15 protein-coding genes are annotated in these 14292 nt (G+C 34.0%); 2 read left to right on the top strand and 13 right to left on the bottom strand.

All coding sequences use genetic code 11. The annotated features are described in order from the left end of the window. Position 1 precedes the first annotated feature (1 nt). Positions 2-1123, bottom strand: coding sequence for a DEAD/DEAH box helicase (locus tag WHA43_RS02915; protein ID WP_105045652.1), 1122 nt, complete (start codon positions 1121-1123; stop codon positions 2-4). Between the two features lie 77 nt (positions 1124-1200). After that, entirely contained in the window at positions 1201-1596 is a 396-nt protein-coding gene (locus WHA43_RS02920) for an acyl-CoA thioesterase (protein ID WP_105045653.1), read from the bottom strand. 104 nt (positions 1597-1700) lie between these two features. Between WHA43_RS02920 and WHA43_RS02925 the strand changes: the two genes are divergently transcribed. After that, entirely contained in the window at positions 1701-3041 is a 1341-nt protein-coding gene (locus WHA43_RS02925) for an MATE family efflux transporter (RefSeq protein ID WP_105045654.1), read from the top strand. On the opposite strand, the gene WHA43_RS02930 is transcribed toward WHA43_RS02925, so the two are convergent. Further along, positions 3031-3705 carry a DUF2461 domain-containing protein gene (locus WHA43_RS02930; RefSeq protein ID WP_105045655.1) on the bottom strand — a complete coding sequence of 225 codons (675 nt, stop codon included), beginning with the start codon at positions 3703-3705 and terminating at the stop codon, positions 3031-3033. The two genes, WHA43_RS02925 and WHA43_RS02930, sit on opposite strands and share 11 nt — an antisense overlap. Before the next feature lie 55 nt (positions 3706-3760). Here WHA43_RS02930 and WHA43_RS02935 point away from each other — a divergent pair, with 55 nt between their 5' ends. Then, positions 3761-4579, top strand: coding sequence for a DUF1853 family protein (locus WHA43_RS02935; protein WP_105045656.1), 819 nt, complete (start codon positions 3761-3763; stop codon positions 4577-4579). Between the two features lie 59 nt (positions 4580-4638). Here WHA43_RS02935 and WHA43_RS02940 read toward each other — a convergent pair whose 3' ends face one another. The 10 genes from WHA43_RS02940 to WHA43_RS02985 all read right to left on the bottom strand — a co-directional run bounded on the left by WHA43_RS02940 (position 4639) and on the right by WHA43_RS02985 (position 14144). After that, positions 4639-5031 carry a DUF1398 domain-containing protein gene (locus tag WHA43_RS02940; protein WP_105045657.1) on the bottom strand — a complete coding sequence of 131 codons (393 nt, stop codon included), beginning with the start codon at positions 5029-5031 and terminating at the stop codon, positions 4639-4641. Positions 5032-5091: 60 nt separating this feature from the next. Then, positions 5092-5550, bottom strand: coding sequence for a hypothetical protein (locus WHA43_RS02945; RefSeq protein ID WP_226742933.1), 459 nt, complete (start codon positions 5548-5550; stop codon positions 5092-5094). 47 nt (positions 5551-5597) lie between these two features. Next, positions 5598-6035, bottom strand: a complete 438-nt coding sequence (locus WHA43_RS02950) for a VOC family protein (protein WP_105045658.1) — start codon at positions 6033-6035, stop codon at positions 5598-5600. A 27-nt stretch (positions 6036-6062) separates the two neighbouring features. After that, entirely contained in the window at positions 6063-6449 is a 387-nt protein-coding gene (locus WHA43_RS02955; protein ID WP_105045659.1) for a hypothetical protein, read from the bottom strand. Positions 6450-6776: 327 nt separating this feature from the next. Beyond that, positions 6777-7361 carry a DNA-3-methyladenine glycosylase family protein gene (locus WHA43_RS02960; protein WP_105045660.1) on the bottom strand — a complete coding sequence of 195 codons (585 nt, stop codon included), beginning with the start codon at positions 7359-7361 and terminating at the stop codon, positions 6777-6779. 12 nt (positions 7362-7373) lie between these two features. Beyond that, a complete protein-coding gene (locus WHA43_RS02965) occupies positions 7374-8168 on the bottom strand; it encodes an SDR family NAD(P)-dependent oxidoreductase (protein WP_105045661.1) in 795 nt (264 codons plus the stop codon). 161 nt (positions 8169-8329) lie between these two features. Next, positions 8330-8926, bottom strand: coding sequence for a GNAT family N-acetyltransferase (locus WHA43_RS02970; protein ID WP_105045662.1), 597 nt, complete (start codon positions 8924-8926; stop codon positions 8330-8332). Positions 8927-9095: 169 nt separating this feature from the next. Continuing rightward, the gene (locus tag WHA43_RS02975) at positions 9096-9479 is read right to left on the bottom strand and encodes an HU family DNA-binding protein (protein ID WP_105045663.1); all 384 of its coding nucleotides are present in this window, start codon (positions 9477-9479) and stop codon (positions 9096-9098) included. Positions 9480-10233: 754 nt separating this feature from the next. Beyond that, complete coding sequence (locus WHA43_RS02980) at positions 10234-13896, bottom strand: Eco57I restriction-modification methylase domain-containing protein (RefSeq protein WP_105045664.1); 3663 nt, start codon at positions 13894-13896, stop codon at positions 10234-10236. Between the two features lie 65 nt (positions 13897-13961). Next, positions 13962-14144 carry a hypothetical protein gene (locus tag WHA43_RS02985; protein ID WP_211290302.1) on the bottom strand — a complete coding sequence of 61 codons (183 nt, stop codon included), beginning with the start codon at positions 14142-14144 and terminating at the stop codon, positions 13962-13964. Positions 14145-14292: the final 148 nt, after the last annotated feature.

Genomic DNA, 14292 nt, shown 5'->3' on the forward strand with positions numbered 1-14292 from the left:
CTTACACAGTTACTTCTGTAAATTTGATTGACAGTTCTTTTTGCAATTGTTGAATTCGTTCTAGTTCCGAAGGTAAAATAAAAGCAATGGATGTACCTGATTTTCCTGCTCTAGCAGTTCGTCCACTTCTGTGAGTATAGTAATCATTGGTTTCTGGCAATTGATGATGAATGACAAATTCCAATCCTTTTACATCAATACCACGTGCTGAAACATCCGTAGAAATTAAGTATTGTAGACTTTCATTTTTAAAAGCACGCATCACTTTATCTCGTTCTTTTTGTTGCATATCTCCTTCTAAAGCCGCTGCTGAAAAACCATTTTCTATAAGTTGAGTGGCTAAATTTTGAGCACCTGCTTTGGTTCTACAAAAAATAATGCCTCTTTGCGAAGTTCTTTTTTCAAGAAACGCAATGATATCATCTGTTTTATCTTTGATCGTGGTTTTTGCAAATTGATGTCTGATGTTTGCATTCACCAAAAAATCTTTATTGATTTCTACTCTTGGCGCATTTGCATCCATATAAGTTTTGATTATTTTCTTAATTTCTTCAGGCATCGTAGCTGAAAATAACCACGTTTTTCTATCGGGCTTGGTCGTGAATTTTAAAATTCTATTCAAATCTTGTTTAAAACCCATGCTCAACATTTCGTCAGCTTCATCCAAAACTATGGTTTTAACATGACTGATATCTAAGGTTCCTCGCTCAATCAAATCGATCAAACGACCTGGAGTTGCAATCACAATATGGGTTGTTCTTGATAAATTGTACAATTGTTTGTCAATTTTTTCACCGCCAAAAACAGCTTCTAAAAAGATTTTTTCTTCAGAAAACTTCGTGAATTTGAACAGTTGTTTTTTTATCTGTTGCACCAATTCTCTTGTTGGCGATAAAATCAATGCTTGTATATGAGCTTGATTGGCATCTATTTGATGCAATAATGGCAATCCAAAAGCCACTGTTTTTCCAGTTCCTGTTTGTGCCAATCCAATAAAATCAGTTTTTGAATTTAATAAAATAGGCAACGCTTTTTGTTGAATTTCTGTTGGTTGCGAAATTCCGAGTTCTTTAAGAGCTTGAATGTACTTTTTATGAACTCCAAGTGCAGAAAATGTGGTCATTGTTTACAAATTTTGTGCAAAGATAGTTTTATAACTCTTAATTAGCGTGATAACGCAATGAATTTAAATGGATTTCCTTAAGAACCAATCCCTAAAATTTTCAATACTTTTTCTCTAATTCTTACTGGTTTTTGGGTCTTAGCATCTAACATTGCCCAAATAGTTTTGGCTGCAACCAACAAAGTATCGCCTTTATAAAACTCAATATGACGCACAGATGTCACGCCTTTGGTCTCTCCTACCCAAGTTTTAGCAATGATTTCATCACCCAAAAAAGCCTGATTTTTATAATCAATCTCGTGTTTCATGACTACCCAAATATATTCAGGCAAGGTATTTTGTTGGGTTAGAAATGCCCAATGTTTGGATGCAACAACTTCCATCCATTGTACATAAACTGCATTGTTTACATGATGTAATGTGTCAATAGCTTCTTCAGTAACTCGAAACTTTACAGAGAAAATCGTATGCATGCTGTTGGTTTTTACAAACTTAAAAAAATTAATATTCGCATAACTATTATTGATATGCTATTTTATAAAAAATCCTGATTATTTCTCATCTTTGCAACTGATTTATGGTAGAATTAGCAAACAATTTAGGAACAGAAAAAATTAGCAAACTGCTCATTAAACAAGCAGTACCAGCCACAATCGGAATTCTAGTAATGTCTATCAACATGATTGTTGATACCATTTTTGTAGGACAATGGATTGGTGTTTTGGCAATTGCAGCCATCACTGTAGTGCTACCAATTGCATTTTTAATTTCATCTATTGGCATGGGAATTGGTATTGGTGGAAGTTCTATCATTTCTAGAGCTTTGGGTGCAGGAAAATCTGACAAAGCCTTTTTAACTTTTGGAAATCAAATTAGCTTAACGATTTTATTAGCCATCATTTTTGTGATTTTGGGCGTGTTTTTTAGCGTACCAATTTTGACACTTTTCGGAGCCAAAGGAGAAATTTTACCCATTGCCGCTACTTATTTTGATGTGATTATTTATGGCGTTCCTTTTTTGGCATTTGCTATGATGGGAAATCCTGTGATTAGAGCCGAAGGAAAACCAAAGTTTGCCATGGTTGCTATGATCATTCCAGCTTTTGTAAATATTATCTTAGATATTGTTTTTATCAAATATTTCCATTGGGGAATGTGGGGCGCAGGATTGGCAACTTCCATTTCGTATGCGAGTTGTGGATTGTTTATTTTGTATTTCTTTTTATCTAACAAAAGTGAATTGAAAATCATCCCCAAAAACTTTATCATAGAACCTAAAATTGTTCGTGAAATTGTGGCTTTGGGTGGTGTAACTGTGGTTAGACAAGGTGCCATAAGTGTATTGATGATTGTTTTGAATTACTCTCTTTTTAAATATGGGGGCGAAATTGCCATTTCTGTATACGGAATCATCAACCGAGTAATGATGTTTGCGTTATCCCCTGTTTTGGGAGTTTCACAAGGATTTTTACCTGTGGCAGGTTTCAATATTGGTGCACAAAAAAAGGAACGCGTAAAAGAAACTATCAAAACAGCCATCGCTTTTGGAACGGTGTTGGGAACCATCATTTTTGTGGGAATTTTGATTTTTAAAGAAGAAATCATTCGCATTTTTACGACGGATACCACTTTGATTGCTGATACTCCTCATGCTTTGCTAGTGGTGTTTTTAGTAACGCCTATTGTGACCATGCAATTGATTGGTTCTGCGTATTTTCAAGCAGCAGGAAAAGCAATGCCCGCTTTGATTTTAACCTTACTCAAACAAGGAATTTTCTTGATTCCACTCGCCTATTTTTTACCCAAATATTTTGGCGTTGAAGGTGTTTGGTGGTCGTTTCCAATTTCGGATGTATTGTCAACGATCATTACCATTATCGTTGTAAAACGAGAGATGAACAAACATCTTACAGTATAGATTCTCCGTTTAAATTGGTAGTTAAAATATCACTGAATAAATCAAAAAACGGACGCAATGCCTTGAAAGTGTTGTCAACTTCAGCGATAAAATTTTCAGATAAAACCTCTTTATCAGTAAAATTTCTCTGAGCAATAAAGCCTTTTTTTCTGAGCAAATCCAATTCAGGATGCTCTTTATCAAAACCTCTTGGTGCTGTTTTTAACTCTTCAAAACATTCAAACTTTCCGCCAAAATACTGTTGATACGTTGGGTCATTTAAAATGGCTTTGATATCAGTAGCATCTTGTGCTATTTCTTGACGAATTCTGTGTAAATCTTCTTTGTTAGGTTCCCAAAAACCACCTGCAACCAAAGAAGCTCCTGGTTTGATTCTGATAAAATAACCACCTCGTAACTCTTTTCCCAAACGCGAAAATGAGTTCGCAAAATGAGGTTTGTACGGAGTTTTATCGTTCGAAAAACGAACGTCTCTGTAAATACGCATCATTTTTGAGGTTTCTATTTGGTCGTGTTTTTGAAGATTACCGTGAATTGCTGCAAAAACAGTTTTGGCATTTTGTTGGGCTGCCAAAAATAGTTTCTTGTGATCGGTAAACCAATCTCGGTTGTTATTTTCAGCTAAGTCTTGTAAGAATTGAAAGGTTGCTTTTTCGATACTCATTTCTATGAATTTAAAACGGTAAATTACAAAATAGATTTGTAATTTAGGGCTTGGTATGCAGCAAAATTCAAAAGAAATTCAAAAAAGATACGAAGGGTTTTTACAAACACCTTTTTTGTGGACAACCACTTTGCATGGATTGAAACCCTTTCTTTGTGCCCCAAAATTTACGAAAATAAACCTTGAGATTGATGAAAATCAACGATTGGGAAAATACATTGAACGCTTTGTTTCTTTTGAATTTCAACAACAAGAATCCATCAATATCATTGCAGAAAATATTCAAATTCAGCAAGACAAACTCACTTTGGGCGAATTGGATTGCCTTCTTTATAAAGACTCAAAACCGTATCATATTGAAATTGTCTATAAATTTTATTTGTATGATGCTACTGTTGGTACAACAGAAATAGCGCATTGGATTGGGCCTAACAGAAAAGATTCTTTGCAAGAAAAAATTACGAAACTTAGCCAAAAGCAACTGCCTTTGCTGTATTCAAAAGAAGCAACCTCCTACTTAAAAACGCTTGGATTAGACAATACTCAATGGGAACAACAAGTGTACTTTAAAGCGCAATTGTTTGTGCCTTTAGATTCAAAATTACCGGAATTCAAATTGTTGAATGAGGATTGTGTTGTTGGATTTTACGCCAAAACCACACAATTGAAGCGTTACCAAAAAGCAAAATTTTATATTCCCAATAAAAAAGATTGGTTGTTAATTCTACACCCTCAAGTTTCTTGGATTTCTTATGAAGATTTTATGCAAAAAGCGGTGGAATATGAACACCAAAAATACGCTCCTTTGTGTTGGCTAAAAAGTGAAACTGGCGAATTGCAAAAGTTCTTTTTGGTTTGGTGGGATACTGCCTAATAAGTCTTTATTGTAATTCTCAATCAACTATTTAAACCTTACGTAAAACCTCAATAAAATTAAGCAGTCGGAATCTTCTCCACCAAAATTTCAGTAGCTGCTTTGTCAAAATAAACACAAGTCATTTGCTGTAAATCTACCACCCATTTTTCTATGCCAGATGCTGCACAATCACTGCAAAAAGTTGGATAATCAGTATTTCCGTTTTGGTGATTTTTTAAATCATTTAAAAACTGATTTTTATTGCTGATTGCTGCAATTTCTAATTTTGAGTATTTTGGTTCGGTTTGAATGGTAAAGCCATTCTTTCCATTGTAAATTGTATGTCCGTCAGCAACAAAAGTTTCATATCCTATTACTCCCATTTGTTTGAGTTCTTTGATGAAATTCGGGAAATCTGCACCGCTTTTTACTTTTGAATGGGTTTCTTTAATTTGATTTATGGTAAACATACAATTAGTTTTTATGGGTTAATTTATATTTTTTTAAAATTGTAAAACACTCGTGAATCACTATTTTATAACTATATCCAGTTGTCTTCCTTCATCCAACGCTTTTTTATCCATGGCTGTGCCAACTGCAATACCAATTGACATGCCTATTGGCAAGCCAATTCCTAAAAACGCCATATTTTTAAGAATCAAGCCAAATACTACGCCCATTGGAATTCCGAAAGCCGACATTCCTAATGCCATCCAAAGATTGCGATAATAAAACTTCGGAACAATTTTGGCTTCTTTTTCAACTTGTTGCATCAATCTAGATGGCATTTTTCTGAGTACTTTTTGAAGTTCTTTTTCAGTGGTCACTCCATTAATTTCATCAATCATTTTGTTGATAGCTACCACCAATGATTCAGTCAGTGCTTTTTTACGCAATTCACTCAATAAATTTTCAAACTGATCAACACGTTGTTGTAGTTGGCTGTTTGTATTGATCTCAGCAATTATTTGCAGGGCTTTAATATCCATAGTTTTTTTTTAAAATTACTCATTAATAACAGTTTACATCATTTTAACTATACCTTTCCTTTATAATTTACATCATAATCTACCATCCATTCAATACCATATTTGTCTCTAAACATTCCAAAATACGAACCCCAAGGACTGTCTGAAATAGGCATTTCAATCTGTCCGCCTTTAGAAAGTCCATTGAACAATCTATCTGCTTCTTCTCTACTTTCGGCACTGATGGCAATTTTTGACCTGTTTTCCTTTTCATTGGTTTTTCCTAAAATTTCAGGAACATCATTTCCCATTAAAACATTGCTTCCTATGGGTAATGCAATGTGCATGATTTTATGAGCTTCTTTTTCTGATACTTGAAAATCAGGACTTTCCAAATCTTTAAAGCGCATCACTTTGGCAAATTGACCTCCAAAGACTGATTTGTAAAAATTGAATGCCTCTTCAGCATTGCCATTGAAATTGATATGAGGATTGATGAGTGCCATGAATAGTTCTTTTTTAAAATACTTTTTTCAATACATAAAAACAGGAAGATTGTTTTCACAAACCACACCAATAGGTTGAGCAGGCGCTGCACAATCACTTACAATTCCCCATTTTATATTGTAATTTTCTTGAGCAATTCTATGAGCTGCTACTTTTTGTAAAAATGGTGTTGTATCTATAATTGTTGAAAATGCAATATATCCCACAGGACCTCCACAAGCCTTACTTCCATAACTTGTAAAATTCCATTGCGACTCATTTTCGCAGGGCACACTGTTTGCCATTGCCTGTATTTCTGTAAATAATTGTTGAATGTATTGCGCTTCTTGCTCTTGAGTAGCATCATTTTTTTCATCACAAGAAAAGAACGTACTTAGCAACAAAAACAGGCCGATGAATGGGAATTTTCTCATAATTTTCAATATTGTTTATGTGAGTTTCTTAATCTTTTAATGAGTACTCATTTTGTTAAAACTACTTTTTATTTCTACAGAATTCCTCGTCGAATGTACTAAAAATTTCATTAAAATTAGGAATCAGTTAGATGCTTTTTTTCAAGTTAAAACCATATTTGTGAAGTTGTTTTAGTACTATACATTTGTTAATTTGACATTTGTCAATCGAAAATTTCATTTTAAAAACTGAAAAATTGATAACAAAACAAGGTAATTATTCAGCATAGCCTAAAAACTACTATAAAAATATATAAAACCCTCTGCAAAGAGAGAAATTAAGTGTAACTATTTCATTTTTTGTTGCTTTTTCCAATCCAACAAATACAAGGTTGCCAACGATTTTTGATGGCCCCACTGCTCAGCAATTGCAAGCATATTGGCTTTGAGTTTTTGTGTTGGATGCAATTGGTATAGCGAAATCATGACTTGTTTTACGTGAAAATCGTCAACAGGAAATACATTGGGACGTTGCAAAGTGTATAGCAATATCATGTCAATAGTCCAAGTGCCAATGCCTTTGATCCCTGAAAGTGTAGTTTTCACCTCTTCATCAGTAAGTAATGAAAAGTCTTGAGTATTGTTGCGCCAAAAGTCTAAAAAAGCCATGAGGGTTTCGAACTTAGACATGGATAATTTTAACTGTGAAATTCCGTGTTTTTCAAACAAATCAAAGGTCTCCAAAGAAACTCGTTCCAAACCTGAACGTTCTAAGGCTTTGGCAAAAATTCGCTTGCTACTTCTATAATGAATTTGTTGTTCTACAATGCAACTAATTACATCATGAAATACATCATTTGTTGTAATAATATGAGGAACAGCAAGTTGCTGTCTTATTTTTTCTAGAATAGAATCAGAAAAAGGTTTGCTCACACTCTTGTTTTATTATCCAGGTTTAGGTCCTTTTGCCAACATATTTCTAACTATACCAGGAAACCAACGTTGCAACCAAAGAATCACTTTTCCATGGGTTGTAAATACATAGTTTCGTTTTCGTTTGATGATGGCATTGACCATTACTTTTGCCGCTTTGTGAGTTGGCCACATCAAATTGGCAGGACGTGGGTCTACTTTATCAGGATGCCAAACACCTTGATTGTCAACACGTGCAATTTCCGAAACTACAAATCCAGGATGAATCGTGGTACAACTTACACCTGTGTTTAATAATTCTACTTGCAATGTTAAGCCAATAGAATGCACTGCTGCTTTAGAGGCACCATAAGCACCCACATACGGATTGGGAACAAATGCACCAACACTGCCCACCAAACCAATGCGACCTTGGGTTAGTTTCAAATAAGGCAAGGCATATTTTACAGTCAGCGCAAGTCCAATGACATTGCCTTGCAGTTGCCTACTCCAATCTTTAGCTGTTAAGGTATCAATGCTGCCAAAAACTCCAAAACCTGCGTTGGCAACTGCAATATCAATTCGCCCCCAAGTTGCAATGATTTTTTGAACAGCACTTTCTATAGCAGTTTCTACTAAGATATCTGTAGGAACCACCAAAGCTTCTGCTCCATTGTTTGTAATTTCGAGTGCAATTGCTTGCAACAAATTTTCGCGTCTTGCAGAAAGTGCTACTTTATAACCCAATCTTGCCCATTCAAAAGCCATGGCTTTGCCAATTCCAGACGAAGCGCCTGTGATCCAAACTACTTTAGGTGTATTGTTCATATGATCAAGTATTTTTGTTTTTGAAAGTGATCTGTATACACTTAAAAAAATAGTAATTTTAGCATCCTAAAGTAGTGATTTTTTTTATATCATGTTGATTGTGAGATTCTCGATTTTAAAATAACTTTTAAAATCCATAGTTATGTTATTAATACAAACTTTTAATGACTTACCTGTTTTGCTAACTGATGTTTTACGTTACCAAACCATTCGTCTTTTAAGATACTCAACACAATACTATCTCTTCTTGTACCATCAGGTCTGTAAGTGTTTTTTCTTAGAATTCCTTCTTCTGTACATCCAATACTTTTCATGGCACGAATGCTTCTTTCGTTTTTAGCATCGGCTCTAAACTCCACACGTTCTATTTGTAAAACTTCAAAGGCAAATGCCAAAAGCAAATACTTGCAATTTTTATTGATTCCTGTTCCTTGAAACTCTTTTCCGTACCAAGTAAACCCCAATTGAAGCGCCGCATTTTCCGTTTGAATATCATAAAACCTGGTACTGCCTGCATATTGATTGGTTCGTTTGTCAAACACTGTAAAAGCATACGTATGTTTGTTTTTTCTGCCCTCTATTGCTTTTTCCAGATAGATTTTCATTTTTTCGGGAGAATTTGCCTGTAGTAATGAATAAGTCCATAATTCAGGCTCCTTGTTTGCAAATTGCAAAAAATGATCATAATCTGATATTTGTAAAGGCGATAATCTAACTAAGTTATTTTCAAGGATGTATTCTTTGGTAAAATCAATCATAGGTGGTTGTGTATGGTGTTTTTTTTCTTACTATTTATTGGTTATAAAAACAGATTCCTAAAAAATAGTCATTTGTAAACTACAAATAAAAACAAAAAACCCCGATAACCAACTGTTATCGGGGTTTAAAGTTATTAGCTACCACCTTGTGGTTTGCTAATTCATAAAACTATCCCTGCTTATTAAACGAAAGGCTTTTCAGCATTTCGCGAAACTTACTCGAAGGTCTAAAAAGAATCTTTGCCTTTTTAATAGCATCCGCCGTTAGTGCGCTTTCTGTAGCAACACCTCCTGAATTGAGTGATAGTTGAAAACTACCTAATTTACCCAAGCGCACTATACGTCCTTGACGCAATTCACGAATGATATTGACTTCTAAAATGCTCAGCACCGCCAAACAATCGGTTGGTGATAAGGCAGACTGTTCTGAGATCATCTCTGCCAAAGTTTCAAAATCTGAGCTACCATTATTTGCGATAGCTGCGTAATATTTCTCAGGTTGTGTTCTGTCCTGAGGGTTTGCTCTTTTTAGAGCCTTATAAAGAATACCCATTTTGTTTATATGTGTATTTGTTTATTACAACATTACAAGAGGTCGTTGTAAAAGAAACCTCAAAGGTACCTACACCAAATTCTCTACAACACGCGTTGCAACGCCCAAGGTACAAACATGAGCAGACCATCAGCAATCTGATTACCAATGAGAGATAAATAGTTGTTTATGTGTTCATTTTGTTTACCAATGCAGGATGTTGGCCTGCTTTAAAAATTAACAATTTTGTTATTGGTAAACTAAAAAAAAGTGTAACTTTGGGCTACCATACACAAGGTTAAAACTTTAATTAGTTTACCAATTCAAAAGGGGTCTTAGATACAACATCGTCTTCGACTCTTTTTCATTTTCAAAGATAAGGTATTATAAACACTAGTGATTTACAAAGTTATCAACAGATTTCTTTAAGTTTTTAACGAATTTTGGTTATTTTTATGTTAGTCAATAATCTTTTACCAAAATAAATAGGCCAATTTACTGAGGTATACCTGCTATTTCCTATAAATAATGGCTATTTTCAACCCTTTTTTTTAAAGGCTACAAAAAAACCCCTGAACCAGTGAAAAAGTCATAGTACTGTAAATAACTAAGTTGTTTTATAAAAAACTGTTGGTTTTATGGGTGTTTTAATGTAAACATTTGTTTTTATACAATGGCAAGAGAGCATACTCCCTTGTTGCTATGTTTAGCCAAGGGAGAATTATGTTTTTTTTATGTAAAGCCAAGGGAGCATGCTCCCTTGTTGTAGCAGTTGCTACTGGGTGGCTGCTTCTACTATGGCAATTTCTTCTGCTGTTAGGCCATACAATTCATATACCATCGCATCAATTTCATTGTCGGTTTTGTCTATTTCAGTTTTTAAGGCAAGGGCTTTTTGTTTTTGCTCATTGAAATATTGCATCCATGCTGCTTGCTCGTTTAAACTCAATACTATTTTTTGTTTGGTAAGTTCTTTTAAAAACTCGCCAAAGGTTAACTGATGCCAGTTTTGGAGTTTGGTAGAAGGCTTTGAGATGTTGCATTTTGAACAAAGCAATTCTGAAAAATTTTTAGTCAAAATATTAAATTCATCGAGTGAGTTAATTATTTTTTTAACTGAATTATTAAAATTCATATTGTTTCTAATATTGTTCGAAATTGGTAATTTTTTACATTGACCTAATTTTGCCTTTGGAAAAACATTATCATCTTCTGAAAATTTATTCTTAAAATAAAACCCCATTAATTTTGAATTTAATATTGCTAACAAACCGAAGATAGAGTATTCTGATTTAGTAATTTTAAATATATGAGCTGTATTTTTTATAGTATACTTCTCAGAAGTATATGAAACTATTAAACCCATTTTGCCAGGGATTTCACGAATTATTAATCTTTCACCTTCAAAAAATATTGAGTTTCGAGGAGCAGCAATCCATTCGCCAAACTTTAAATAATTTCCTTGCCAATTTAAAACAAAACGATTTACATCAGAACCCGAAATGTGCTTTTGATAAGAATCATCTAATTTTACTGTTGAATTAAAAGGTTTATTTATTACATCTTCAGCTGTTTGAGGTGGATTTCCTTTTCCTTTTTCATATTCTTTTATACCACTAGAAGCAACTGATATATCCATTAAAGATACTTTTTCAATCTCTAATTTTGAAACAATTTTTTTTGCTTCTTGTGAAACTAATATATCAAAATCAAAATTTTCATTGTTAGCAAAACTAATAGCATCTTTTGAGTGTAAGTAAATAATATCTTGTGATTTTGCCTCTAAAATTTTTATTGGAAAAACAGTTTTAGTTTTCCTTGCAAAAGTTAAAATAACTGTGTCAACAGTAGCGTCTTTAAAAACTCCAATAGGTGTATTTACAATCTCATAAATTGTTGTTTTGTCTAATAAAAATTTACGGATAGGTTTCAAAAACAAGTTATTCATCCATGCATTAGGTTCAATCAATGAAATAATTCCTTTTTGATTTGTAATTAAAAGACTTTTTTCATTAAAAAGTAGATATAAATCTATCTGATATATAGCACATTGGTATTTCTCAATAAAATAATGTTTTTCTAAATCAGAAAAACTCTCTCCTTTTGAGCTCACATAAGGCGGATTCCCAATCACCACATCAAAGCCACCTTTGTATTCAGGGGTAAAAGCATTGTCATAAGACTGATTCAAAACAGGATGTGCCAATAAAGACGCTAATTGCTTGTTGTTGGGCAACTCATGCTTTGCTCTGTTGGTTTGTATATAGTGTACAGTGTTGTGTAAATGGGCTTCATCTTTTATAGGATTGCAACCATATTTTTGTGTCCACAAACTGTTTTGTTTCTCACCACGCTGCATAGTAGTATCATGTGGCAAGGGAGTATGCATGGGCAAGGGAGCATGCTCCCTTGTTGTAGCAGCAGCAGTAGTAATGCCTTTGGCTATGTTTACTTTTCTGGCTGTTTTGCTTTTGATGATTTGCAGAATACTTGGCAATTCTTCTTCTTCACAAACTAGCAACAAATGGATATGATCACCACAGACATTGTATGCCATAATATTTAGTGCTTTTTCTTGAGCAATGGCAATGATTTCTTGGGTAATGATGAGTTCTTCTTCCGGCAATAGCTTTGTGTAATTGGGCAATGGGTTGGTACCCAAATCTCTGTGTTCGCGCACTTTATAGTCAATCATTCTCTGTGACGTTCTACTATCGTGCAACGCAGTAGTAATATGAAAAGCTTTTTTGTTTTTTTCTTTAAAAATCTCTGGAAATTCGGTTTGCCAATGAAACGCTTTGTCGCCTGCAACTGTAGGGTCATCAATCAAACTGTTACCACATTTTATATTGTTGTTTAGTGAGGTAAGTTTTCTGCCTTTTTGTGCCGTTCGCAACCATAGAGATAGTTTTGCAATATCCACACTTTCTTCATTGATATCTACCCCAAACAAATTGTTTTCTAAAATTGAGTTTTCTACTTCGCTCAAAACCATAGCATCACCAAACAATTTGGCTTGTAATTCATCAATATAACGATGTTCAGCAATCAAAAACTCTAAGGCTTGGTTTAAAAAAGCACCACTACCACAAGCTGGGTCGCAAATGGTAATTTGCAACAACCATTTTCTGTAATCCTCTAGTTTTTGAGATAAGGCTTTTAAAGTAGCTGTTTTACGTCCTTTGCGTTCTTTTTCATATTCGGCTTCTTGTATGTCTAATTCCGTTTTCTTTTCTTCACACAGTTTGCCAACGGTATTATCAACAATATACTTGGTAATGTATTTAGGAGTATAAAAAACCCCGTCTTTTTTTCGTTTGCTTTGGGTTTTAGTCTCACTCCCATTGTTATTGATTTCTGCCTGAATTTCGTCAATATCATTCAACGAATGTTCAAAAATATGCCCTAGGATATTGACACTTACTTCGCTCTCAAAATCGTAATTACTCAAATTGGTGGTGTGTTTGTAGAGTAAATCATCATTTATTTTGATGTTATCTAATACCTCATCTGGAGCAAACAACCCACCATTATAAGCAAATATTTCGTGCTGTTGCCCTTTGTGCCCTGTGTTCATATACCCGAAATATTTTTTAAATCGGTCGTACAAAGGGAAATAAGCATCATAGGTTTCTTTCAAATCCGTCCATTGATTTAGAATGGCACGAATGGAGTTTGGTGGTAATAGCAATCGATCTTCTGCAAAAAAGATAAACAGAAAACGGTCGAGTAATTTTTGCGTTTTTTTGAAAAGCGTTAGTTTGTCATACGCAGGATTTTCTTTTTGGATGGCATCAAAAATTTCATTTCTAAAAAGAGCGTAATCTTTATACAGTTTTTTTGTGATGTTTTCTTCTTGCGTTAACGATTCATCTTTCATCTTTTTCGGAATATCTTTTAACAGATAATCCGCAGAAAGGCAAAGCCATAACAAGTCAAAACGTTCTTTGGTGAGTTGAAAAAGGTTGAATTCCTCAAAATCAACAGCATTGTCAATATAAAACCGCAGTTTTTCAAAGTTGGATGTAATCACATAATTACAGCCAGGTTGGTTATTTTTATAGCCAAAAGCTTGGGTTTCTACTTTGCTTAAATCAGTAGTGTTTGCACCTTTTAGTTCAATAACCGCTAGTGCTTTTTCCAGAGCATCAGGGTCTTTTGACAAGATTGCCCCATCTGTTTTTTTGGAGCCTTTGATGTTTTTTAGTTCGGTAGTAAGGTTAAAGTTTGGGGTTGGATTTTTAGTATAACCCAATACATTTACAAAAAGGTCAATTAAAAATTCGCCTTGATATTGCTCCTCTTTAGAATTTCGGATATTTTCTTGAATAGCAGGATTGTGAAAATGTTGTGTAAACCGTTCATAGGCTTTGTTTACCAACTCAGCCTCTAAGCCTTTTAGATATTTCTTTAAAACAGCATTTTGAAATAAACTCATTGCATTTTTTTCTCAAATATAGCAGTATTTGAAATGTTGACAAAAATTATGTTTGGGGATTGTGTCTATTTGTTCCAGTTTGGGAGCTTTCTGGTAAATTCATGAAAGTCTTTTAACATATCAACTTGTGCTGATTTTTGCTTGTCTTTACCCTCTATAACATAACAATAAATATCAAGAGCATCTGTTTTGTCTTTGATCATTTGGTATGTCCAACCTATATTTCTTGGGTTTTTATCATGATGCAATCCGTTTACAATTTCGTTGTAAAGACCACCCGAACTTGAATACCCAATGTATACTAAATTTATTTTTCCATTTCGAATTCTAATACTTTAAAAACACCGTCTTTATCTTTTGGAGCATTGCAAACTTTCTCTAACTCTTGTTTAGATT

It is taken from the genome of Polaribacter gangjinensis (genome assembly GCF_038024125.1).
Classification (GTDB): domain Bacteria; phylum Bacteroidota; class Bacteroidia; order Flavobacteriales; family Flavobacteriaceae; genus Polaribacter; species Polaribacter gangjinensis.